At 55.5% G+C, this 24215-nt stretch carries 22 protein-coding genes; 14 read left to right on the top strand and 8 right to left on the bottom strand.

What is annotated here, in order from left to right; all coding sequences use genetic code 11:
- The first annotated feature begins 61 nt into the window (after positions 1-61).
- The 4 genes from ACMYSP_RS13610 (at position 62) to ghrB (ending at position 4142) form a co-directional block, all read left to right on the top strand.
- Positions 62-811, top strand: a complete 750-nt coding sequence (locus tag ACMYSP_RS13610) for a sugar phosphate isomerase/epimerase family protein (RefSeq protein ID WP_434582589.1) — start codon at positions 62-64, stop codon at positions 809-811.
- 3 nt (positions 812-814) lie between these two features.
- The gene (locus ACMYSP_RS13605) at positions 815-1783 is read left to right on the top strand and encodes a sugar kinase (protein WP_434582588.1); all 969 of its coding nucleotides are present in this window, start codon (positions 815-817) and stop codon (positions 1781-1783) included.
- 83 nt (positions 1784-1866) lie between these two features.
- Positions 1867-3147 carry an MFS transporter gene (locus ACMYSP_RS13600; RefSeq protein ID WP_123757176.1) on the top strand — a complete coding sequence of 427 codons (1281 nt, stop codon included), beginning with the start codon at positions 1867-1869 and terminating at the stop codon, positions 3145-3147.
- 23 nt (positions 3148-3170) lie between these two features.
- On the top strand, positions 3171-4142 hold the full coding sequence (gene ghrB / locus ACMYSP_RS13595; RefSeq protein ID WP_434582587.1) for a glyoxylate/hydroxypyruvate reductase GhrB: 972 nt from the start codon (positions 3171-3173) through the stop codon (positions 4140-4142).
- A gap of 85 nt (positions 4143-4227) precedes the next feature.
- On the opposite strand, the gene ACMYSP_RS13590 is transcribed toward ghrB, so the two are convergent.
- Positions 4228-4938, bottom strand: a complete 711-nt coding sequence (locus tag ACMYSP_RS13590) for a DUF3053 domain-containing protein (protein ID WP_434582585.1) — start codon at positions 4936-4938, stop codon at positions 4228-4230.
- Positions 4939-5369: 431 nt separating this feature from the next.
- Here ACMYSP_RS13590 and ACMYSP_RS13585 point away from each other — a divergent pair, with 431 nt between their 5' ends.
- From ACMYSP_RS13585 to cspE, 3 genes are all read left to right on the top strand, one after another.
- Positions 5370-6728: an MFS transporter gene (locus tag ACMYSP_RS13585; protein ID WP_154144310.1), complete on the top strand. Its 1359-nt coding sequence runs from the start codon at positions 5370-5372 to the stop codon at positions 6726-6728.
- Positions 6729-6970: 242 nt separating this feature from the next.
- Positions 6971-7261: an HTH-type transcriptional regulator gene (locus ACMYSP_RS13580; protein ID WP_434582584.1), complete on the top strand. Its 291-nt coding sequence runs from the start codon at positions 6971-6973 to the stop codon at positions 7259-7261.
- Between the two features lie 261 nt (positions 7262-7522).
- A complete protein-coding gene (gene cspE / locus ACMYSP_RS13575; protein ID WP_004868803.1) occupies positions 7523-7735 on the top strand; it encodes a transcription antiterminator/RNA stability regulator CspE in 213 nt (70 codons plus the stop codon).
- A gap of 102 nt (positions 7736-7837) precedes the next feature.
- On the opposite strand, the gene ACMYSP_RS13570 is transcribed toward cspE, so the two are convergent.
- On the bottom strand, positions 7838-9457 hold the full coding sequence (locus ACMYSP_RS13570; protein ID WP_434582583.1) for an ABC-F family ATP-binding cassette domain-containing protein: 1620 nt from the start codon (positions 9455-9457) through the stop codon (positions 7838-7840).
- 379 nt (positions 9458-9836) lie between these two features.
- On the opposite strand from ACMYSP_RS13570, the gene ACMYSP_RS13565 reads away from it, so the two are divergent.
- Together ACMYSP_RS13565 and ACMYSP_RS13560 are read left to right on the top strand one after the other, a co-directional pair.
- Positions 9837-10046, top strand: coding sequence for a YdgH/BhsA/McbA-like domain containing protein (locus ACMYSP_RS13565; RefSeq protein WP_123757170.1), 210 nt, complete (start codon positions 9837-9839; stop codon positions 10044-10046).
- Positions 10047-10124: 78 nt separating this feature from the next.
- Positions 10125-10313 carry a hypothetical protein gene (locus tag ACMYSP_RS13560; RefSeq protein WP_434582582.1) on the top strand — a complete coding sequence of 63 codons (189 nt, stop codon included), beginning with the start codon at positions 10125-10127 and terminating at the stop codon, positions 10311-10313.
- A gap of 97 nt (positions 10314-10410) precedes the next feature.
- Here ACMYSP_RS13560 and glyS read toward each other — a convergent pair whose 3' ends face one another.
- The 3 genes from glyS to ACMYSP_RS13545 form a co-directional block, all read right to left on the bottom strand.
- A complete protein-coding gene (gene glyS, locus ACMYSP_RS13555) occupies positions 10411-12480 on the bottom strand; it encodes a glycine--tRNA ligase subunit beta (RefSeq protein WP_434582581.1) in 2070 nt (689 codons plus the stop codon).
- Positions 12481-12489: 9 nt separating this feature from the next.
- Positions 12490-13401, bottom strand: a complete 912-nt coding sequence (gene glyQ / locus ACMYSP_RS13550) for a glycine--tRNA ligase subunit alpha (protein WP_004126458.1) — start codon at positions 13399-13401, stop codon at positions 12490-12492.
- 137 nt (positions 13402-13538) lie between these two features.
- Complete coding sequence (locus tag ACMYSP_RS13545; RefSeq protein ID WP_434582580.1) at positions 13539-13844, bottom strand: YsaB family lipoprotein; 306 nt, start codon at positions 13842-13844, stop codon at positions 13539-13541.
- A gap of 179 nt (positions 13845-14023) precedes the next feature.
- Here ACMYSP_RS13545 and ACMYSP_RS13540 point away from each other — a divergent pair, with 179 nt between their 5' ends.
- Positions 14024-15019, top strand: coding sequence for an acyltransferase (locus ACMYSP_RS13540; RefSeq protein WP_434582579.1), 996 nt, complete (start codon positions 14024-14026; stop codon positions 15017-15019).
- Positions 15020-15029: 10 nt separating this feature from the next.
- On the opposite strand, the gene xylB is transcribed toward ACMYSP_RS13540, so the two are convergent.
- Entirely contained in the window at positions 15030-16487 is a 1458-nt protein-coding gene (xylB, locus tag ACMYSP_RS13535) for a xylulokinase (RefSeq protein WP_434582578.1), read from the bottom strand.
- A gap of 86 nt (positions 16488-16573) precedes the next feature.
- Positions 16574-17896: a xylose isomerase gene (gene xylA / locus ACMYSP_RS13530; RefSeq protein WP_123757165.1), complete on the bottom strand. Its 1323-nt coding sequence runs from the start codon at positions 17894-17896 to the stop codon at positions 16574-16576.
- A 375-nt stretch (positions 17897-18271) separates the two neighbouring features.
- Between xylA and xylF the strand changes: the two genes are divergently transcribed.
- The 4 genes from xylF to xylR all read left to right on the top strand — a co-directional run bounded on the left by xylF (position 18272) and on the right by xylR (position 23331).
- Positions 18272-19264 carry a D-xylose ABC transporter substrate-binding protein gene (xylF, locus tag ACMYSP_RS13525; protein WP_434582577.1) on the top strand — a complete coding sequence of 331 codons (993 nt, stop codon included), beginning with the start codon at positions 18272-18274 and terminating at the stop codon, positions 19262-19264.
- Between the two features lie 63 nt (positions 19265-19327).
- Positions 19328-20869, top strand: a complete 1542-nt coding sequence (locus ACMYSP_RS13520) for a xylose ABC transporter ATP-binding protein (protein ID WP_434582576.1) — start codon at positions 19328-19330, stop codon at positions 20867-20869.
- Positions 20847-22028, top strand: coding sequence for a xylose ABC transporter permease XylH (gene xylH / locus ACMYSP_RS13515; protein WP_434582575.1), 1182 nt, complete (start codon positions 20847-20849; stop codon positions 22026-22028). Before ACMYSP_RS13520 ends, xylH begins: the two co-directional genes overlap by 23 nt.
- Before the next feature lie 124 nt (positions 22029-22152).
- Positions 22153-23331, top strand: coding sequence for a D-xylose utilization transcriptional activator XylR (gene xylR / locus ACMYSP_RS13510; RefSeq protein ID WP_434582574.1), 1179 nt, complete (start codon positions 22153-22155; stop codon positions 23329-23331).
- Between the two features lie 62 nt (positions 23332-23393).
- Here the strand turns inward: xylR and ACMYSP_RS13505 are convergent, their stop codons facing one another.
- The gene (locus ACMYSP_RS13505) at positions 23394-24212 is read right to left on the bottom strand and encodes a protein bax (protein WP_434582573.1); all 819 of its coding nucleotides are present in this window, start codon (positions 24210-24212) and stop codon (positions 23394-23396) included.
- Positions 24213-24215: the final 3 nt, after the last annotated feature.

Raw genomic sequence — 24215 nt, 5'->3', positions numbered from 1 at the left:
GGAACCGGTACCATCTAGCGTTATAGAAAGATTCGCTACAGTGCTACCGGGAGTTTGTCAGATGGCCAGAAAGATCATTGTCGTGACCGCCGCCTATGGTCACGATCGCATTAAAGAACTGGGTGGGCAATCCGCCGTGCTACCGTTTATCGCCGGATCCGGCGCTGACGGCGTGGAAATCCGCCGTGAATTATTCAGCGCTGACGAGCTCAATCAGCTGCCCGCGCTGGCGGCTGACATCGAGCGCCATAGCCTGTTAGCCTGCTATTCCGCGCCGGAAGCCCTGTTTGAAGCCAATGGCGCCCTCAACCCGTGCCTGCCGGCGCTGCTGCAAGAGGCGCAAACCCTCAACGCCCTGTGGTTAAAACTGTCGCTGGGTCACTTCTCCCACCACCACGATCTGGAAACGCTGCGCCACACTCTGCAGGAGAGCGGCATGGCGCTGGTGGTGGAAAACGACCAGACCGACTGCGGCCAGCTGGCGCCGATGCTGCGCTTTCAGTCCGCCTGTCGGGTGAACCATCTGCCCGTCACCCTGACCTTCGATATGGGGAACTGGCTGTGGGTCGGCGATTCGCCTGAAGAGGCCGCCCGTCATCTGGCGCCCAGCGTCAGCTATATCCATGTCAAAGCCGCAGAGCCCCACCGGGAAAACTATCGCGCCGTTCCCCCTGATGAAGCGCCGACGCGCTGGCTGGCCCTGCTCAATAACCTGCCCGCCGATGCCCCGCGCGGTATCGAATTTCCGCTGGTTGGCCACGATCTGACGACCGTGACCCGCCGCTACGTCAATTTGCTACGCGAGGAGTAAGCCATGGAAAACAAGGTGATAGAAACCACAGGCAGGGAAACCGCATTAGATGTCATCACCATTGGCGAAGCGATGGCGATGTTCGTCGCCACGCAAACCGGCGATCTGGCGGACGTTGAGCACTTTATCAAACGCGTGGCTGGTGCGGAGTTAAACGTCGCCACCGGCCTGGCACGTCTGGGGCTGAAAGTTGGCTGGGTCAGCCGCATCGGCAAGGACAGCTTCGGCCGTTTTGTCCTGCGCTCGCTGGCAAAAGAGGGCATTGATGCCAGCGGTGTTAGCGAAGACAGCCGTTACGCCACCGGCTTTCAGCTGAAATCAAAAGTCGAAAATGGAACCGATCCCATTGTGGAATACTTCCGCAAAGGCTCCGCAGCCAGCCACCTCTCGACGGAGGATTTCCACCCCGATTACTTCACCAGCGCCCGCCACCTGCACCTCAGCGGGGTGGCAGCAGCCCTGTCAGAAAGCTCGTATGCCCTGCTGGATCATGCAGCCAGGACGATGAAAGCCCAGGGAAAAACGATCTCTTTCGATCCTAACCTGCGCCCGGTGCTGTGGAACAGCGAAGCCGAAATGGTCGAGAAGCTCAACCAGCTTGCCTTCCAGGCCGACTGGGTTCTGCCGGGACTGAAAGAAGGGATGATCCTCACCGGCCAGCAGACGCCGGAAGGTATCGCGGATTTCTATCTGACGCGCGGCGTGCAGGCGGTCATCATTAAAACCGGCTCCGACGGCGCCTGGTTTAAAACCGCCGCGGGTGGCCAGGGGGCAGTCGCCGCCGTCACCGTCGACAACGTCGTTGATACCGTTGGCGCCGGCGATGGCTTTGCCGTCGGGGTGATCAGCGCCCTGCTGGAAGGTCACTCGCTGCATCATGCAGTACAGCGCGGGAACCATATTGGCGCACTGGCGATTCAGGTCCAGGGCGATAGCGAAGGATTACCAACTCGCGAGGCACTGGGCGAATAGCCCGGGCTGGCGAACCATAACAGCCACCTCTGTACCCTACATACAGCGGCGGCATCATAAACCTCAACTTTAGAGGCAAGCCTATGAACAGCTCCACCAATGCAGCAAAACGTTGGTGGTACATCATGCCTATCGTGTTTATCACGTATAGCCTGGCGTACCTTGACCGCGCAAACTTCAGTTTTGCTTCGGCAGCGGGCATTACTGAAGATTTAGGCATTACCAAAGGGGTGTCGTCGCTCCTGGGCGCGCTTTTCTTCCTCGGCTATTTCTTCTTCCAGATCCCGGGAGCGATTTACGCCGAGCGCCGCAGCGTGCGCAAACTGATTTTTATCTGCCTGATTCTGTGGGGCGCCTGCGCCTCGTTAACCGGCATGGTGCACAATATTCCGGCGCTGGCGGCAATCCGCTTTATTCTGGGCGTCGTGGAAGCGGCAGTGATGCCGGCCATGCTGATTTATATCAGTAACTGGTTTACCAAATCTGAGCGCTCGCGGGCCAATACCTTCTTAATTCTGGGTAATCCGGTCACGGTACTGTGGATGTCGGTGGTATCCGGCTACCTGATTCAGTCCTTCGGCTGGCGCGAAATGTTCATTATTGAAGGCGTTCCGGCGGTACTGTGGGCTTTCTGCTGGTGGGTGCTGGTAAAAGACAAGCCCTCACAGGTCAACTGGCTTGCCGAAAGTGAAAAAGCCGCGCTGCAGGCGCAGCTGGAAAGCGAACAGCAGGGCATCAAAGCCGTGCGTAACTACGGTGAAGCCTTCCGTTCACGTAACGTCATTCTGCTGTGCATGCAGTATTTTGCCTGGAGCATCGGGGTGTACGGTTTCGTCCTGTGGCTGCCGTCTATTATCCGCAGCGGCGGTGTCAATATGGGCATGGTGGAAGTCGGCTGGCTCTCTTCCGTACCGTATCTGGCCGCGACTGTCGCGATGATCGTCGTGTCGTGGGCATCCGATAAAATGCAGAACCGTAAACTGTTCGTCTGGCCGTTGCTGCTGATTGGCGGACTGGCCTTTATCGGTTCCTGGGCGGTTGGCGCCAACCATTTCTGGGCCTCGTATACGCTGCTGGTGATTGCCGGTGCGGCGATGTATGCCCCTTATGGTCCGTTCTTCGCCATTATCCCGGAAATGCTGCCACGTAACGTCGCCGGCGGCGCTATGGCGCTTATCAACAGCATGGGCGCGTTAGGCTCGTTCTTTGGCTCGTGGTTTGTGGGTTACCTGAACGGCAGCACCGGCAGCCCCTCCGCCTCATACATTTTCATGGGGGTGGCGCTTTTCGTCTCGGTATGGCTTACTTTAATTGTTAAGCCTGCTAATCATCAAAAACTTCCGCTTGGCGCTCGACACGCCTGACCTTTATCACCAGGGAGATCCGCATGAAGCCGTCCGTTATTCTCTACAAAACGCTTCCCGACGACCTGCTACAACGTCTGGAAAAACACTTTACCGTGACTCAGGTTAAGAATCTGAGCCATGACACTATCCAGCAGCATGCCGATGCCTTTGCCAACGCGGTAGGGCTGCTGGGATCGAGCGAAAAAGTTGATGCCGCGTTACTGGAGAAAATGCCCAGGCTTCGTGCTACCTCGACCATCTCAGTCGGCTATGACAACTTCGATGTTGAGGCGCTGAACGCACGTAAGGTGCTCCTGATGCATACGCCGACCGTGCTCACCGAAACGGTGGCCGATACGGTAATGGCGCTGGTGCTCAGCACGTCACGTCGTGTTGTCGAAGTGGCGAATCGCGTAAAAGCCGGGGAGTGGACCAAAAGTATTGGCCCGGACTGGTTCGGTACCGATGTGCACCACAAAACGCTGGGGATCGTTGGCATGGGCCGCATTGGCATGGCCCTCGCACAGCGGGCACACGCCGGTTTCGGCATGCCGATTCTGTACAATGCCCGCAGCCGACATCCGCAGGCGGAGGAACGCTTTAACGCGCGTTACTGCGATCTGGATACGCTGCTGCAGGAGGCCGACGTGGTCTGTCTGATCCTGCCGTTGACCGCAGAAACGCACCATCTGTTCAACGCCGACAAATTTGCCCGCATGAAATCCTCCGCCATCTTTATTAATGCCGGACGCGGTCCGGTTGTTGATGAACAGGCGCTGATCGCGGCATTACAGCAGGGCGAAATTCACGCGGCGGGGCTGGATGTTTTCGAGCAGGAACCGCTGGCGAAAGACTCTCCGTTGTTGAGTCTGCCGAACGTCGTCGCGCTGCCGCATATCGGTTCAGCCACCCATGAGACCCGCTACAATATGGCGGCCTGTGCGGTGGATAATCTGATTGATGCGCTGAATGGTCAGGTGGAGAAAAACTGCGTCAACCCGCAGGTGAAGTGAGGGAAAAGCTGATACTACCCGGCTGCGTTCAGACCGGGCAGTCTCCCGGGTCGGCGTCAGAGCCAGACCCGGGGTGGCAAACCGATTAACGCGTGGCGTTAACTGCCGCCGTCCACGCCTGATTGAAAGCCTGATGCTGGGCAGCCAGCGGGCCAATCAGGGTGTTGTACTGGCTGGCCTGCTGCGACGTCGGGAACTGGATCCCGTTCGCCACGAAGCTCACCTGAGTATTTTGCTGAGCGATGAAATCACCCACCTGTACCAGCTGCTGCGTGAAGACCTGCGCGGCAGGGATCAGCGGCTGCAATGCATTGGCCGGGGTGGTCACGACTTTATTGTACACCTGGTCAAAGACCGGCTTCAGATCGTCACCCTGCTTCAGCGCGCTATGCGCGCCATCGGCCTGCATCTTCGCATTTTCCAGCTGCTGGCTCAGCACGCCCAACGCGCCGTTTGCCTGGCGCAGCGGTTCACGCTGAGTCACATAATCCTGAGGAACGCGAATCGCGCTCACGCTATCTACGACCGGACGCAGACCTGCATCCATCGCCTGACTTACCTGCTGTGAATAGCCGTAAATCACCGCATAATCGGAGACAAAAGGACCGAACTGTTTTTTCTGATCGGCAGTCAGCGTCGGCAGACGTTCGCCGCTACGCATTGCCGTATTTTGCAGGAAATCGATAAACGCTTTGCGCTGATCGCCTTCTTTATCAAAACACCCACTCAGGCTCACCACCATCAATAAGGCCGCAATAGCCGCAAACCAGCGAGAGCAGGACTTTCCTGTCGCCATTTTTTTACTCCTTTCAGCCAAAAAAGCGCACACAGGCACACACGTGCCAGACGCTGACAAGGATAGTCCAGGTCGGCCCGGCAGGATACTCTTTCCTGACAATCTGAGCAGGAAAAGCACGGTTCCCGGCGTTTTATCACCACAGGCCACCGTTTGTTAAGCCCATCACAATTACCGCCATCCTTCATCGGCCAGCAAAAACCAGCAACACCATGATTTAATTAATATTTAAAAAACGCGCTTTCTGCCAGACGGCGAAAGCGAACGATAATCGCACGCTTCCTGGCGTGCCTGCGTTGCCTGGGTTGACGTTCGGTGATTTGATAAACGAGCGATTAACGGCAACTCGTTCGATTATCGCACAAATTATCTTAACGACAGCGAGGGAGTGAGTCATCACCCTGCCCCGCTCTGGCTGCCAGGAATGCCGTATGAATAAGACAACCATCGATATTCAGGCTTTTATTAATGAACATCCGTTTACCAGATATCAGTGGATGATTCTGGCCTTATGTTTTATCACCGTCGCGCTGGACGGGTTCGATACCGCCATTATCGGCTTTATTGCCTCTGACCTGGTGCAGGAATGGGGCGTAGAGAAATCGGCCTTAGGCCCGGTGATGAGCGCCGCGCTGGTTGGCCTGGCAGTTGGTGCGCTGACCGCCGGCCCGCTGGCTGACCGCATTGGTCGTAAGAAAGTCCTGCTCATGTCGATCGTGGTTTTCGGCAGCTTTAGTTTGTTGACCGCTTTCGCCACCAGCCTTAATCAACTGGCGCTGTTACGCTTTTTGACTGGCCTTGGACTCGGTGCCGCGATGCCTAATGCGGCCACGCTGATGAGCGAATACGCCCCTGAACGCCGTCGCGCGTTGCTGGTGAATCTGATGTTCGTCGGCTTTCCGATGGGCTCATCGCTGGGCGGCTTTCTCTCGGCCTGGATGATCCCCCATTACGGCTGGCAAAGCGTCCTGATCCTTGGCGGCGTCATGCCCCTGCTGCTGGCGGTGGCGTTGGTGTTCTTATTGCCAGAGTCGGCGCGCTACATGGTCGTCAAACGCCAGCCCGCACCGCGTATTGCGGCGATTCTTCGGCGTATCGCGCCGCTGCCGGAGCAGGTTGACTTTACGCTGCATGAAGCCGACCAGGTGAAAGAAAAATCGGCACTGGCGGTGATTTTCTCGCCGCGCTATATCGTCGGTACCGTGATGCTGTGCATGACCTACTTTATGGGGCTACTCATTTTCTATTTACTGACCAGCTGGCTGCCGCTGCTGATTCGCGAAACCGGCGCATCGATGAGCCAGGCATCAATCATCACCGCGCTGTTCCCGCTGGGCGGCGGTATCGGCGTGCTGATCCTCGGCGCGCTGATGGACAAGATAAACCCCAATAAAGTGGTGGCTGTGGGCTGGCTGTTGACCGGTATTTTCGTCTGCCTAGTGGGCTTCTCTACCAGCAGCCTGGTCTTGATGGGGGTGATGGTGTTTATTGCCGGCAGCATCATGAACGGCGCGCAATCCTCAATGCCCGCACTGGCCGCCGGATTTTATCCGACGCAAGGTCGGGCGACCGGCGTGGCCTGGATGCTGGGCATCGGTCGATTTGGCGGCATCCTTGGCGCCTTCAGCGGCGCGTTCCTGATGCAAGCCCAGCTCTCCTTCGAGACCATTTTCACCCTGCTGTCGATTCCAGCGTTCTTATCTGCCGGTGCGCTGCTGGTGAAATATAAGATGAGCAAGCAGCAACAGGCATCGCCTCAGACCCAGGCGAAAAGCATGCAAAAAGCCTGATCCTCAGGCCGGCGGGACGCCGCTGGCCTGAGCGTTTTCATCAGCGTTTACAAAAATTTTCCATTCCCACTCGTCTGATGATTAATCATTACCTTACCTGCTGTTTTCCTCTGCGTATCGCCGCTCAAGCGATAGCCTGCATGCACATAATCACCCACGTGATCATTATTTGCCTTTTTTCTGACTATTCTTAATAGGCTAAATAAATCTACCCTTTTGCTGTGTGATAAAAGGAGTTCTCAATGGAATATAAAGATCCCGTGTTTGAACTGCTTAGCAGCCTGGAACAAATTGTTTTTAAAGATATTTCTCAGACTAACGCCCAGCCCAGGAAGCCGACCGCATTCAGCGAGTTTGAGCGACTTCGTCAAGGCAGCGGCCTGCCAATTGATGATTTTGCCAATGCCATGGGCGTCAGCGTGGCGATGGTACAAGAGTGGGAATCAAGACGGGTGAAGCCCTCTTCCACCGAGCTCAAATTAATGCGCCTGATTCAGGCAAACCCTCAGCTTTCAAGGCAACTTCTTGACTAAAGTTCTATAATAAAGCGAGGGTCTGACTACGGTCCTGTTACGGGACCGTTTTTATTTGTGTGAAAAAAAGGTTTGCTATCGCTGCGCAAAAATGAGTTAATGCTCGCAGGTTTGATGTACAGACCACAGAGCATTGGTATAGAGTAGTCCTTGAGCGGTTATCATAGATACCCCGGTAGTGAACTTTCCCTTTATAGCTTCAAATCTGTAGTCCAGACCTTATCGCCGAAAGGTTCATTTATTATTTAAAGGTATTTCGCTATGTCCGGTAAAATGACTGGTATCGTAAAATGGTTCAACGCTGACAAAGGCTTCGGCTTCATCACTCCTGATGACGGTTCTAAAGACGTGTTCGTACACTTCTCCGCTATCATGAACGATGGCTACAAATCTCTGGATGAAGGTCAGAAAGTTTCCTTCACCATCGAAAGCGGCGCTAAAGGCCCGGCAGCTGGTAACGTAACCAGCCTGTAAGCTTAAATTAAGCTCAGAATTCAAGATCCCTGCCTTACGGCGGGGATTTTTTTTATCTGCTGATCAAAACCGCCGTCTTCACAGAGGGCGGTTTTTTTGTTTTTACAGCGCTGAAAAATGCCAGCCTTCCCTGCGCCACTCCAGCGAGTGGGTCAGCCGTAATCCTTGCAGAAAATCATCGTCATGCGACACGACAATCATCGCCCCAGGAAACGTCGCTAATGCCGACTCGATAGCCCGGGTGGACGCTAAATCAAGATGGTTAGTTGGCTCATCCAACAACAGAAGCTGCGCCGCTTCACGCCGCCACAGCACACAGGCCAGCGCGGCTTTTAATCGCTCGCCGCCGCTTAATGCCGACAGCGGCAGATTTATTTTATCCGCCCCCAACTGCAGTCGGGCAAGACGGCTGCGTAATGCACCCGCCTCCAGCGGCGTATCATCAAGATTAAGGTGCGCCATGACCGACAGCGACAAATCCAGCTGCGACAAGTTTTGATCCAACCAGGCCGTATGCACCGATACCCGACACTCGCCAGATAACGGTGCCGCCAGGCCAATCAGCGTTTTCAGCAGCGTGGTTTTCCCACAACCGTTAGGACCCCGCAACGCAACGCGCAACGGTCCGTCAAGTCGCCAGTCCAGCGGCGGCGCGTCAGAAAAAGCCAGCCGTAAAGCATCGAGGACGAATACCTGTTTGCCGGCGGCAACCTGGCTTCCCGGCAGGGTAAACATCACCGCAGCATCTTCTTCAACCCGCTCACGTGCCTGAGCAACCGCAGCGTTCAGGGCACTATTTTGTTCCCGGTGCTGGCGCTGCAATGTACCCGGGCGCTCCTTCGCCGCCCCTTTGTATTTCACCCGCTCAAAGGAGGCGATGTTCAGCGTATCAACCACACGCAGTGTCTGAGCAGAGCGTCGCTGGCTGGCATCATGCTCCTTTTGCATCCGGGCACGCGTGCGACGGCGCTCGGTCGCAGCATGTTCCAACGCCGAACGCGCCGCCTGCTGTTCTACTTCACGCTGTTGCTGATAATCGGCGTAGTTGCCACCGTAGCTGCGCAGCGCGCCGGGTGTGAGCTCAAGTATGCGCGGCATGTTGGCCAACAGCGCGCGATCGTGACTGGCTATCAGCGCCCCGCCGGGCCAGCGTTCAAGCTGCTGATACAGCCAATCGCGTCCCTGCCTGTCCAGGTGGTTAGTTGGTTCGTCCAGCAATAAGTAGTCCGAGCCTGACAGAAAGGCCCCGCACAGTAACGCTTTTACCCGTTCCCCACCGCTCAGTGACGACGCGAGTCGATCGGGGGAAAACGCAGGCAGATCAGCATCTTCAAACGCCGTGCTCAGGCGATCGCGCAGATCCCAGAAACCTTCCAGACTATCGACGTCGTCAGGCAGTCCTTCACCGCACTCAAGGCGCCGCAAAGCAGAAAATATGGGCTCATAGCCCAACAGGGCGGCCAGCGATGTGCGGGAGGTGATAGCCGGCTGTTGAGCAACATAGGCCAGTGAGGCAGCGCGTTCGATGTGTCCACCTGAGGGCGAATCTATGCCCGCCAGCAGGCGCAGCAGCCGGGTTTTCCCGACGCCATTTCGCCCGACCAGGCCGCAGAGTGAACTCTCCAGCGCGATATTCAGCGGACCAAAAAGCATTTCTCCCGTCGCAAACTGACAGGTAACCTGATGCAAAATAAAAGAGGGGGATTGGGCACAATGGGCCATAAGCACTCCTGAATGAAATCAATACATCCCCTGCTGACGCAGTGCGTTAGCAAGGATCCGAATTCAGCAGGCGTGTTGGTCCATTTCAGTGTGCTCTCAGTGAGACGAGGGATTCGTCGGGGAACAGGATAGCCATACCCACCCCCTCATGACAAGATTAATTTTCCAACAACCGCTTTCAGGCCAATCGACTCTCCCCCGCCAGCAGACGCAAAACACTCACAATATCGCTTGATTTTTATCGCTCAATTATCATTCTATTTTTTTGAATGAGATGCGCAAATTGTTCCAATTTTAATCAATCACTTTTCGCTCTATTATTTATCACATCAGAGCAACAACGCGCTCTTCCACACAAAATCACTTAAGGAATATGACCATGAAATCTATCAAAACTTTAGCTGTAGTTTCCGCTCTCTCACTGATGTCCTTCGGTGCATTTGCCCAGAGTATCAGCACCACCGCCTCCACGCTGGACCGCGCAGAAGCGAAAATTGCCGCTCAGGCAGCTGAACAAGGTGCGTCATACAAAATCACCAGCGCCCAGTTTAACAACCGCGTGCATATGACTGCCGAACTGACTAAATAAGTCGTCCCCATTTTTGCCGGGCCGCCGGACGTGAACCAGACAGGCGACAACGACAACACGATGAAGAAGGAATACAGAATGAAAAATATCAGCGTGATCACCGCCCTGTTGCTGGCTGCTTCACTTTCCTCTGGCGTGATGGCCGCAGAGCGTCAACCTGCACAGCCGGAAGCCGGTTCAAACATTGATACCTCAGTGCATCAGAATCGTATCAACGTCAGCCACGCGTTTGATAAAGAGAACCTGACTGCAGGTAATCTGCAGTAAAACAGAAGGGCCGAACGCCCTTTCGATGAGCGAATACATCGCTTAGCGCATAAAAAAACCTGCCATCGGGCAGGTTTTTTATTATGCAGACGAACCGTTACTGCAGCAGAGAGATATCCGCAACCTGCAGGAACAGATCGCGCAGCTTCGACAGCAGCGTCAGACGGTTGATACGCACGTCTTTATCTTCGGCATTCACCATCACGTTCTCAAAGAACTCATCCACCGGCTCACGCAGAGCAGCCAGTTCGATCAGCGCTTCCTGATAACGACCTTCGGCAAAGTACGGCTGCAGCTTATCGCGCAGTACGACCAGGTTTCTGGCGAGGTTCATCTCAGCAGGTTCCTTCAGCACCGAGGCGTGAACGATGTCGTTCAGCACTTCATCGGACTTCGCCAGGATGTTGGAAACACGCTTGTTGGCCGCAGCCAGTGCAGATGACGCTTCCAGAGTGCGGAAGTGTGAGACCGCCTTCATACGGGCATCGAAATCTGCCGGACGGGTCGGACGACGCGCCAGTACCGCCTGAATGGTGTCAACGGTGTAGCCTTCATCCTGATACCAGGCGCGGAAACGACCGAGCATGAAGTCGATAACATCATCAACAACCTTCGCGTTGGTCAGCTTGTCGCCGTACAGACGCACCGCTTCTTCCGTCAGCGTCTGCAGATCCAGATTCAGGTTCTTCTCAACGATGATGCGCAGCACGCCCAGCGCGGCACGACGCAGCGCAAACGGGTCTTTATCGCCTTTCGGATGCTGACCGATACCAAAGATACCTGCCAGAGTGTCCATCTTGTCGGCAATCGCCACCGCACAGGCAACCGGGTTGGACGGCAGATCATCACCGGCAAAGCGCGGCTGGTACTGCTCGTTCAGCGCGACGGCAACGTCTTCGGCTTCGCCGTCATGGCGTGCGTAGTGCATCCCCATGACGCCCTGCGTATCGGTGAACTCGAAGACCATATTGGTCATCAGGTCGCACTTCGACAGCAGGCCCGCACGGGTCGCGTGGTTAACATCTGCGCCGATCTGACCGGCAATCCAGCCCGCCAGGGCCTGAATACGGTCGGTTTTGTCGCGCAGCGTGCCCAGTTGCTGCTGGAACAGCACGGTCTGCAGACGCGGCAGATGATCTTCCAGACGCTTTTTACGGTCGGTGTTGAAGAAGAACTCCGCATCCGCCAGACGCGGACGAACCACCTTCTCGTTACCGGAGATGATCTGCTGCGGGTCTTTAGATTCGATGTTAGCCACGAAGATAAAGTTCGGCAGCAGTTTGCCGTCCTCGGCGTACACCGGGAAGTACTTCTGGTCACCTTTCATGGTGTATACCAGCGCTTCAGACGGTACCGCGAGGAATTTTTCTTCGAATTTCGCCGTCAGGACTACCGGCCACTCGACCAGCGAGGTGACCTCTTCCAGCAGGCTTTCGCTGAGATCGGCTTTACCGCCAATCTTCTGCGCCGCGGCTTCTGCGTCGGCTTTAATCATCGCTTTACGCGTTGCGTAATCCGCCACCACTTTGCCGCGCTCCAGCAGAATCTGCGGATACTGATCGGCATTGTCGATGGTGAATTCCGGTTCGCCCATAAAGCGGTGACCACGAATCACGCGGTCAGACGCGATACCCAGAATCGTTGCCGGGATCACTTTATCACCCAGCAGCAGCGTCACGGTGTGGACCGGACGAACGAAGTGGACGTCAGAGTCGCCCCAACGCATCAGTTTCGGGATCGGCAGTTTCGCGAGTGAGGTTACTACCATGTTTGGCAGCAGCGCTTCGGCGCTTTCGCCCGTCACATGCGCACGATACAACAGCCATTCACCTTTATCGGTAGCCAGACGCTCGGCCTGGTCGACGGTGATCCCGCAACCACGCGCCCAGCCTTCGGCCGCTTTGCTCGGTTTGCCTTCTGCATCAAACGCCGCAGAGACTGCCGGGCCGCGTTTTTCAACTTCACGATCCGGCTGAGACGCGGCCAGGTTAGCCACTTTCAGCGCCAGACGACGCGGTGCAGCAAACCATTCAACGGCGCCGTGGGCGAGGCCAGCAGCATCCAGTTCCGCGGTAACATTCGCAGCAAAGGATTCAGCCAGGCTGCGCAGGGCTTTTGGTGGCAGCTCTTCGGTGCCGATTTCCACCAGGAAAGTTTTATCAGACATGGCCGCCTCTTATTTATTTTTGTTGCACATCGGGAAGCCGAGGGCTTCACGGGAAGCGTAGTAGGCTTCCGCCACTGCTTTGGTCAGGGTGCGAATGCGCAGGATATAGCGCTGACGCTCGGTGACGGAAATGGCTTTACGTGCATCCAGCAGGTTGAAGCTATGGGCGGCCTTCAGAATACGCTCGTAGGCAGGCAGCGGCAGCGGGTTTTCCAGCGCCAGCAGCTGCTGTGCTTCTTTCTCATACTGCTCGAAGCAGGAGAACAGGAAGTCGACATCCGCGTATTCAAAGTTGTAGGTCGATTGCTCGACTTCGTTCTGATGGAACACGTCGCCGTAGGTAGTTTTACCCAGCGGGCCGTCGCTCCAGACCAGGTCATAAACGCTGTCTACGCCCTGAATGTACATTGCCAGACGTTCCAGACCGTAGGTGATCTCACCGGTAACCGGTTTGCATTCCAGGCCACCCACCTGCTGGAAGTAAGTGAACTGCGTCACTTCCATGCCGTTCAGCCACACTTCCCAGCCCAGACCCCAGGCACCCAGCGTCGGGTTTTCCCAGTTGTCTTCCACGAAGCGAATGTCATGAATGGTCGGATCCATACCCAGCTCTTTCAAAGACCCAAGGTACAGCTCCTGAATGTTGTCCGGCGATGGCTTAATGACCACCTGGAACTGGTAATAGTGCTGTAAGCGGTTCGGGTTTTCGCCATAGCGACCGTCGGTCGGACGGCGGGAAGGCTGCACATAGGCGGTCGCCATCGGCTCCGGCCCTAGCGCACGCAGGCAGGTCATCGGGTGAGAGGTGCCGGCGCCGACTTCCATGTCCAGTGGTTGAACAATGGTGCAGCCCTGACGAGCCCAGTAATCCTGTAAGGTCAGGATCAGGCCCTGGAAGGTCCTGGTATCAAACTTTTGCATATTATTTCGTGCTGGATACGTGTGGATTTAAAGGAAGGGATCAGTATACCCGCTGGATGCGAGATATACAGTACGAAACGGTGTTGTTTAAACAAAATTGCGGAAATTAGCGCCATCATGGGGCATCAAAGCCCGATTTAACGCATAGAAAGATGTAAAAACTGCCCGTCTGGGTCAAAAGAACAGATAAAGTGCTCATTCTTCGAGGTCAGGCCTGAGAGCTCGTAGCTCCCCTGGAACTGCTCAAAACGGCTGACGTCAACCATTCTGGTTCCGGTACTATAGCGTTTTGCGGCCTGATCCTTGCACAGTTGCTCCATATTAAGGGTAATTTGCGGCGTAATACGCGCACGCTGCGCTTTTTGCACCGGCTGAGCTGGCGACTGGCTGCAGCCCGCGAGCAGGAGCACGAACAGACCAGAAAATAAATATTTCATCACCATTTTTCCCAACCGTGTTGTTAGCAAATTGTTATCTTGCAGGCTACGTGAAATCACCGGACCATTGTGCGAATCTCTCCACATCCCGACAAGAGTATTGCGGGAAACTCGGAATATTCCATTGCGACACCCTCCGGTAAGGGAAGTCAGACTCTCTTTAAGCAGGAGCAACTGAGGCACTGATGCAGGAAAAAATACGCTGGATTACACATTTGCGCGGTATTGCATGCATGATGGTGGTGATGATCCACAGCACCACCTGGTACATCACCCATCCCCATGCGATTAACCTGCTGGACTGGGATATCGCTAACCTGCTTAACTCCGCGTCCCGGGCCAGCGTCCCGCTGTTTTTCATGATGTCAGGCTATCTGTTTTTCGGCGAACGCAGCGCCCAGCCGCGGCATTTCCTGCGCATCGTCCTGTGTGTACTGTTCTATAGCGCGCTGTCGCTGCTCTACATCACCTTGTTCACCCATATCAACGTACTACTGTCGCTGAAGAATCTGCTGCAAAAGCCGGTGTTCTACCACCTGTGGTTCTTCTTCGCGATCATTGTCATTTACCTGCTTTCTCCGCTGCTGCAGGTGAAACAGGTGTCAGCCAAAATGTTGCTGGCCCTGATGCTGGTCATCGGCCTGCTGGCGAACCCCAACATGGTGTCGATCAAAGCCGGCGGCATCGAATGGCTGCCGCTCAACCTCTACATCAACGGCGATACGTTTTACTACGTCCTGTATGGCGTGCTGGGCCGGGCAATAGGCATGATGGAGACGGAGAAAAAATGGCTCACGCTGCTGTGCGCCGGGCTTGTTGCCACGGCGATCTGGGTGATTTCACGCGGGACCCTGCACGAGCTGTCGTGGCGGGGCGACTTCGGCGATACCTGGTATTTATACTGCGGACCGGCGGTGTTTATCTGCGCGATAGCCCTGTTTACGCTAGTGAAAAATACGCTGAATCAGCGCAAGATCCCTTTGCTGGCCCTGATTGCCCGCCACTCGCTGGGGATCTACGGCTTTCATGCGTTGCTTATCCATGCGCTACGGGCCAGCGGTCTGACGCTAACGCGCTGGCCGCTGCTGGATATTTTGTGGGTGTTTGGTGCGGCGTTGTCGGGCAGCCTGCTGCTGTCGATACTGCTACAGCGTCTGGATACCCGACGTCTGGTCACCTAATTCCCCAGAATTATGACGACATCAGCGGCAGCAGCTGTTGATAAATCTGCCGGAAGGTTTCCCGGCGCGGCGCATAGCGGGCAAAACGCTCAGCGTCGGGTCGGTGCGCCTGTTCCAGCGGCAATTGCGGCAGCAGGTCGGAGAACGCCACACCTTTATGCAGCGCCAGCTGCGCCAGGCGAGCGGCGCCAAGGGCTGGCCCGACGTCACCGCCGGTGCGAAAATCAAGCTGCTGGCCGCTGATATCCGCCAGCATCTGCCGCCACCAGGGGCTGCGCGCTCCGCCGCCAATCAGGGTAATACGCTCCGGTTTCACGCCGCAGGCATGTACCACATCCATGCCGTCCGCCAGCGCATAACCCACCCCTTCCAGCACCGCACGTGCCAGTTCCGCCGGGCCGTGCTGATGGGTCAGACCAAAAAAGACGCCTTTGGCGTGCGGGTTGTTGTGCGGCGTGCGTTCACCGGAGAGATAGGGTAAAAACCAGACCGTATCGCTATTCTCATTCGCCGATTCCGCCGCGGCTATCAACGCAGGCACCGTGCCGAGGCCGGTCAGTTTTGCGGCCCAATCCAGGCAGGAAGCGGCACTCAGCATCACCGACATCAAATGCCAGCGACCCGGCAGGGCGTGGCAAAAACTGTGCACCGCGCTTTCAGGCTTGCTAAGAAAGCCGTTGCTAACCGCAAAATAGACCCCGGAGGTTCCCAGGGAGAGCATGGCCTGGCCCGCATCCGCCATCCCCACGCCGACCGCACCGGCTGCGTTATCGCCCCCACCAGCCACCACCAACGCCTGCGGCATATTCCAGGCCTGAGCGACCTCGGCACGCAGCGTACCCGTCACTTCACAGCCCTCGAACAGCGCGGGCATGTTATCGCGACTCAGGCCGCAGGCGGCGAGCATCTCGTCGCTCCAGTCGCGTTTTTCGACATCCATCCACAGGGTACCGGCGGCATCAGACATATCACTGGCATAATCGCCGGTCATCCGCAGACGGAGGTAATCTTTCGGCAACAGAACTTTATCAACTTGACGGAAAACCTCAGGTTCATGGTGCTGAACCCAGAGTAATTTCGGCGCGGTGAAGCCCGGCATCATCAGGTTGCCGGTAATCTGCCGCGAGCGCCCCACGGCCTGTTCCAGCTCGGCACACTCGTCTCCGCTACGACCATCATTCCACAGAATCGCCGGACGCAGGACCCGCTGCTGTTTATCCAGCAACGTGGCACCGTGCATCTGTCCGGCGATACCGATGGCTTTGACGTCGTGCAGAGCGTGCTGTGCGCCCAACGCCTGCATGGCGCAGTCTGTCGCCTGCCACCAGTGCTCGGGGTCTTGTTCAGACCACAGCGGGTGTGGGCGCGATACGTTGAGGGGCGCGGTGTGCGACGCCAGGAGCTCACCCTGCTCATTGAGCAGAATGGCCTTCACGCCCGAGGTGCCTAAATCAATCCCGATGTACATACGGACTCTCCTTAACCGCGCGCCACGGCTAACCGTGGCGCGTGCATGCATGCGAGTGCAACGCCCGGCAGAGCCGGGCGTCATCATTACTTATCAAAGAGATAATAGTTAACCAGATTCTCCAGCTGTTCCTGATGGCCGCTCTGATGCTGCGGCGCCAGATTATGCTGCGCCGCGTACTGGGCGATCTCCGTCAGGGTCATTTTCCCGGACAGGATTTGCTGGCCCAGATCGCCGTTCCAGCCGGCGTAGCGTTTCGCGACGCGCTTATCCAGCTCGCCCTCTTCAATCATACGCGCCGCCACTTTCAGCGACAGTGCCATGGTATCCATCGCCCCAATATGACCATAGAACAGATCGTATTTGTCGGTACTCTGGCGACGCACTTTGGCATCAAAGTTCAGCCCACCGGTGGTAAAGCCGCCCGCTTTCAGGATTTCATACATCACCAACGCATTCTCTTCCACGCTGTTCGGGAACTGGTCGGTGTCCCAGCCCAGCTGCGGGTCGCCGCGGTTAGCGTCAACGGAACCGAACAGCCCCAGCGCAATGGCGGTGGCAATTTCGTGGTGGAACGAATGGCCGGCCAGGGTTGCGTGGTTAGCTTCAATATTCAGCTTGATCTCTTTTTCCAGGCCGAACTGCTTAAGGAAGCCGTAGACGGTAGAGGCATCGTAATCGTACTGATGCTTGGTCGGCTCCTGCGGTTTAGGTTCAATCAGCAGCGTGCCCTGGAAACCGATTTTATGTTTGTGTTCAACCACCAGCTGCATGAAACGACCAATTTGCTCACGTTCCTGGCGCAGGTCGGTATTCAGCAGGGTTTCGTAACCTTCACGACCGCCCCACAGGACATAGTTTTCCCCGCCCAGTTTGTGGGTCGCATCCATGGCGGTCACGACCTGAGTCGCCGCCCAGCTGAAGACTTCCGGATCCGGATTAGTCGCTGCCCCGGCACCGTAGCGCGGGTTAGTGAAGCAGTTTGCCGTGCCCCACAGCAGCTTCACGCCGCTTTGTTCCTGCTTCGCCGCCAGCACATCCACCATCCGGGAGAAATTCTCCAGGTACTCTTTCAGCGAGGCGCCTTCCGGAGAGACGTCAACATCGTGGAAGCAGTAATAGGGGACGTTCAGCTTGTGGAAAAACTCAAAGGCGACATCGGCTTTACGTTTGGCCATTTCCAGCGCATCGCCCGGCTGCTGCCACGGACGGTTAAAAGAGCCCACGCCAAACATATCGGCCCCGTTCCAGCAGAACGTGTGCCAGTAGCAGGCGGCAAACCGCAGATGCTCTTCCATACGTTTGCCCAACACCAGCTCATCCGGGTTGTAGTGACGGAATGCCAGCGGGTTAGTGGTCTTCGGGCCTTCATAACGAACGCGATCGAGTTGATCGAAATAGGTCTGCATAATGAACTCCATATTCAGAGATGCGGCGGGTAATTCGTCTGACCTCAATATAGAATCGCTGTTTTACTTTCCTCAATTACGTTATTTCACACCACCATTGAGAGAATCCACAAACGTGCGCCAGATCCCATAACGCAATATTAATAATCGCGCCGTCATTTTCTCTTCAGAGTCATATCAATGATATAGCGCAAACCATCATTTTTAAAAATAAGATCGTGGTCATAAATCAGCAAACAAACGAAATTTCGTAACCGCAAAATAAGCACAGATAATTGCCAGCAGTCCTCTGGCTGTTAAGAATCTACTAAGTATCAGGCCGTTTCTTTACCCCGTTCGTCTTATCCTGCACCCTACAAAAAAGGCGTTATTATTATGAAGATAAAGAACCTTTGCCTCACGCTCTGTGCTTCACTCCTGCTCACCAGCATGGCGGGTATTGCTAAAGAAGTTAAGATTGGCATGGCCATTGACGATCTCCGTCTTGAACGTTGGCAGAAAGATCGTGATATTTTTGTCAACAAAGCCGAATCATTAGGTGCGAAAGTATTTGTGCAGTCCGCCAATGGTAATGAAGAAACACAAATGTCGCAAATCGAAAATATGATAAACCGCGGCGTTGATGTTCTGGTTATTATTCCCTACAACGGTCAGGTATTAAGTAATGTTATTAAAGAAGCGAAACAGGAAGGGATTAAAGTCCTGGCTTACGACCGCCTGATCAACAACGCCGATATCGATTTCTATATTTCATTTGATAACGAAAAAGTCGGCGAAATGCAGGCCCAGAGCCTGGTGGATAAAACCCCGCAGGGGAATTATTTCCTGATGGGCGGATCTCCGGTCGATAACAACGCCAAACTGTTCCGTGCCGGGCAGATGAAAGTCCTCAAGCCGTATATCGATGAAGGCAAAATTAAAATTGTCGGCGACCAGTGGGTTGACGGCTGGCTACCGGAAAATGCGCTGAAAATTATGGAAAATGCGCTCACCGCCAACAATAACAAAATTGATGCGGTCGTCGCGTCTAATGACGCCACCGCCGGCGGCGCCATTCAGGCATTAAGCGCCCAGGGCCTGGCAGGCAAAGTGGCGATATCCGGTCAGGATGCCGACCTTGCCGGCGTGAAACGTATCATTGCCGGTACCCAGACGATGACCGTCTACAAACCGATCACGACCCTGGCCACAACCGCGGCGGAGATTGCCGTTGAGTTAGGCAACGATAAGCAACCGAAGGCCGATACCACGCTGAATAACGGGCTGAAAGATGTCCCGGCCCGGCTGTTAACCCCGGTTGAAGTGAATAAAGACAACATCGAACAAACGGTGATTAAAGACGGGTTCCACAAAAAAAGCGAATTATAACCCCCGACGCCCCTGCCGGGGCGTTATTTCTGTCCAGCCGGATATCGCTTATGCGGAGCATCTATGTCCTGGTTACTCGAAATGAAAAACATCACCAAATCCTTCGGCACCGTCAAAGCGCTGGATAATATCAGCTTGCGGCTCAATGCCGGGGAAATTGTCTCTTTATGTGGTGAAAATGGCTCGGGTAAATCCACCCTGATGAAAGTCTTGTGCGGCATTTATCCCCACGGTAGCTATCAGGGGGAGATTGTTTTTGCCGGTGAAACGATCACCCCTCACCATATTCGTGACACCGAACGCAAAGGGATTGCCATTATTCATCAGGAACTCGCGCTGGTGAAACACCTGAGCGTCCTGGAGAATATTTTTCTTGGTGCGGAAATATCCCGCCATGGTTTTCTCGATTATGAAACCATGACCCTGCGCTGTCAGAAACTGCTGGCCCAGGTTAATTTAGCCATTTCACCTGATACCCGCGTCGGCGATTTAGGCCTTGGTCAACAGCAACTGGTTGAAATTGCTAAAGCGCTCAATAAGCAGGTCCGCTTATTAATCCTCGATGAACCGACGGCGTCATTAACCGAGCAGGAAACGGCGATTCTGCTGAATATCATTCGCGATCTCCAGGCTCACGGGATCGCCTGTATTTATATCTCCCACAAGCTGAATGAGGTGAAGGCCATCTCCGACACCATCTGCGTCATTCGCGACGGTCAGCATATTGGCACCCGTGACGCCAGCGGTATGAATGAAGATGACGTGATCACCATGATGGTGGGCCGCGAACTCACCGCCCTTTACCCCAACGAACCACACGAGCGCGGCGACGAAATTCTACGCGTCGAGCATTTAACCGCATGGCACCCGGTGAATCGCCACATCAAGCGGGTCAACGATGTTTCCTTCTCTCTGCATAAAGGCGAAATTCTTGGCATTGCCGGGCTGGTCGGTGCCGGGCGCACCGAGGCCGTGCAATGCCTGTTTGGCGTCTGGCCGGGGCGCTGGCAGGGAGACATTTTCATTGACGGGCAACAGGTTGCCATTCACCACTGCCAGCAGGCCATCGCCCACGGTATTGCCATGGTGCCGGAGGATCGCAAGAAAGATGGCATCGTTCCGGTAATGGCGGTCGGGAAGAACATCACCCTGGCGGCGTTAGACCAGTTTACCGGCCCGCTGAGCAGCCTGGATGATGCCGCCGAACAGCACTGCATTCAGCAATCCATCCAGCGGCTGAAAATCAAAACTTCCTCGTCGGAGCTGGCCATCGGCCGTCTGAGCGGCGGAAACCAGCAGAAAGCGATTCTGGCCCGCTGCCTGTTGCTGAACCCACGCATCCTGATCCTCGATGAGCCAACCCGCGGCATCGATATCGGCGCGAAATACGAAATCTACAAACTGATTAATCAACTGGTGCAGCAAGGTATCGCCGTTATTGTCATCTCATCCGAACTCCCCGAGGTGCTGGGGTTAAGCGATCGGGTGCTGGTGATGCATGAAGGCAAGCTGAAAGCCAATTTAGTCAACCACGATCTGACCCAGGAACAGGTGATGGAAGCCGCGCTGAGGAGCGAACCCCATGTCGAAAAACACGTCGTCTGAGATTAAAGTTATCCCGCCCGCCCCTGCTGGTCTGCCTGGACTCAAGGGACTGAACCTACAGGTTTTCGTCATGCTCGCCGCGATTGTGGTGATCATGCTGTTCTTCACCTGGGCCACCGAAGGCGCCTATTTAAGCGCACGTAATATTTCCAACCTGCTACGGCAGACGGCGATCACCGGGATTCTGGCGGTCGGCATGGTCTTCGTGATTATTTCGGCGGAGATCGACCTCTCCGTGGGCTCCATGATGGGCTTGCTCGGCGGTGCGGCAGCGATTTTTGACGTCTGGCTTGGCTGGCCGCTGCCGCTGACCATCGTGGTCACGCTGGTCATGGGGCTGCTGCTGGGCGCCTGGAACGGTTGGTGGGTTGCCTATCGCAAAGTCCCGTCGTTTATCGTGACCCTCGCCGGGATGCTGGCGTTCCGCGGTATTCTGATCGGTATCACCAACGGCACCACCGTCTCCCCCACCAGCCCGGCGATGTCGCAAATTGGCCAAAGCTATCTGCCCGATGGCCTGGGCTTCGGTATCGGGGTGGTTGGCATGGCAGCCTTTATTGTCTGGCAGTGGCGCGGTCGCCTGCGTCGCCAGTCGCTGGGGTTAACCACGCCGGCCCCCACCTCAACGGTGGCGCGTCAGAGCATTACCGCGGTTATCGTGTTAGGCGCCATCTGGTTATTAAACGATTATCGCGGCGTCCCGACGCCGGTGCTGATTCTGGCGGCCCTGCTGCTGGCGGGCATGTTTATGGCGACCCGCACCGCGTTTGGCCGCCGGATCTACGCCATTGGCGGTAACCTGGAGGCCGCTCGTCTGTCCGGTATCAGCGTCGAGCGCACCAAACTGGCCGTCTTTGCTATCAATGGCCTGATGGTGGCTATCGCCGGTCTGATTCTGAGCTCACGTCTGGGGGCCGGCTCACCTTCCGCCGGAAACATTGCCGAACTGGACGCCATCGCCGCCTGCGTGATCGGCGGTACCAGCCTGGCTGGCGGCGTCGGGAGCGTCGCCGGGGCGGTCATGGGGGCCTTTATTATGTCGGCGCTGGATAACGGCATGAGCATGATGGACGTCGCGACCTTCTGGCAGTACATCGTCAAAGGCGCCATTTTGTTGCTGGCGGTATGGATGGATTCAGCAACTAAACGTCGCGGATAGGCCCGTTAAGAAAATAATGCCCGAATTTTTTGCGCTACCACCAGATTTGCGCATAAGACGCTTGTCATGATTCGGGCATTGGCCGGTATTGTATGGCCAGTCAGAGAGACCAGGGAACAACACTATGTTTGCAAAGCGCCACCGTATTACGCTGCTGTTCAATGCCAACAAAGCCTATGACCGGCAGGTTGTCGAAGGGGTTGGTGAATATTTACAGGCATCGCAACAGGAATGGGACATCTTCATTGAAGAGGATTTTCGGGCGCGAATTGAGAACATCAGGGAGTGGTTGGGCGACGGCGTTATTGCCGATTATGACGATCCGGAAATTGAAAAACTGCTCGCGGGGGTCGAGGTCCCGATTATCGGCGTAGGCGGATCCTATCACCATCCCGACGACTATCCTCCGGTGCACTATATCGCGACGGATAACGCCGCGCTGGTTGAGAGCGCCTTTCTGCATTTGAAAGAAAAAGGCGTGCAGCGTTTCGCGTTCTACGGCCTGCCGACCTCCAGCGGCAAGCGCTGGGCGGTGGAGCGCGAGCATGCGTTCTGTCAGCTGGTCGCGAAAGAGAAATATCGCGGTGTGGTCTATCAGGGGCTGGAGACCGCACCGGAAAACTGGCAGCACGCCCAGAACCGCCTGGCCGACTGGCTACAGACGCTGCCCCCGCAAACCGGCATTATCGCGGTGACCGACGCCCGGGCCCGCCATGTGTTACAAGCCTGCGAACTGCTGCATATTCCGGTACCAGAGAAGCTGTGCGTTATTGGGATTGATAACGAAGAGCTGACCCGTTACCTGTCGCGCGTCGCGCTCTCCTCAGTGGCCCAGGGAACCCGCCAGATGGGCTACCAGGCGGCAAAACTGCTGCATCGCCTGCTGGATAATGAGCCGCTGCCGCTTCAGCGCCGGCTGGTTGCGCCCATGCGGGTCGTAGAGCGCCGTTCAACGGACTATCGCTCATTGAGCGATCCCTCGGTTATTCAGGCAATGCACTACATCCGCAATAACGCCTGCAAAGGCATTAAGGTCGAACAGGTACTGGATGCTGTCGGCATCTCCCGCTCCAACCTCGAGAAGCGCTTTAAAGAGGAGGTGGGCGATACGATTCACAGCATCATTCATAGCGAGAAGTTAGAAAAGGCCCGCAGCCTGCTGGTCTCCACCACGCTGTCGATTAACGAAATCTCACAGATGTGCGGCTATCCGTCACTGCAATATTTCTATTCGGTATTTAAGAAAGAGTACGACGTCACGCCGAAGGAGTACCGGGACCGGCACAGTGAAGTGATGATGTAGGGCAGTCGCAAGGAAAAGTGCAGAAACAAAAATGCCCGGGCTTACGCACCGGGCATTTTCAATTACATATGAGCAGCGATTAAGCGCTGATTGTCCTGATACATCGCGAAGAGATAGTTGTTGTAGCTCGACCCTTTGGTCGAATAGCCCTTCAGCTTATGAATCATGGTGCTGGCCGTCACTTCCTGATCCGTTTTACGCAGCTGCGCGCGGGATTTGCGGAAGGATTTGTACGCCGGGTGCGTGTTCAGGTTAGTCACGTAAGCCTGAACCGACTGCTCTACAGAATCAAACTGCGAATAGCCTTTCATGGCACCCTGGCAGTTACCGCCGCCGCATTTCATACCAAACAGGTTGTTGTTCACACGCGCCAGTTTGGACGTGCCCCAACCGCTTTCCGCTGCCGCCATCGTCGCGACCATACTGTTCGGAATGATATCAACGCGTTCCATCAGCGTGTTCCATGGAATGTGTCGGGTATTACCAGACCATTTCACTTTATAGCGTGACGCAATGTCCTTCAGGCGTGAACGCTCTGTCGGTGACCAGCGCGAGTCGTACTGCTTAGTAACAAGCCAGTTGCGATCGGCGGTAATCACCTGATTTTGTTTAGTAATATAAGGCATTACCGTCCGGAGAAACGCTTTTTTCCTTGGTGTCCCGGAAGGGTATTTTCGCAAATCAGGAAGTGAACTGCTCTTTACACTATTGCGAGAATACTCTTGTTTACTGCTTACCTTAACTTGACTACTTTTTGTAACTTTTGAGGCTTTATGACTCGTTGTTGCTGTGTGGGTTGTTGCCAACACACTACCTGAAAATATGCAGGTAAGTAACATGAGTATCGCCGCCCCATATCGTCGCATGGGAATCGATATCATTAG

Source organism: Klebsiella sp. R390 (assembly GCF_051131745.1).
GTDB lineage: Bacteria > Pseudomonadota > Gammaproteobacteria > Enterobacterales > Enterobacteriaceae > Klebsiella.
The sequence above is the reverse complement of the archived record's forward strand: the minus strand, read 5'-3'. Positions and strand labels throughout refer to the sequence as shown.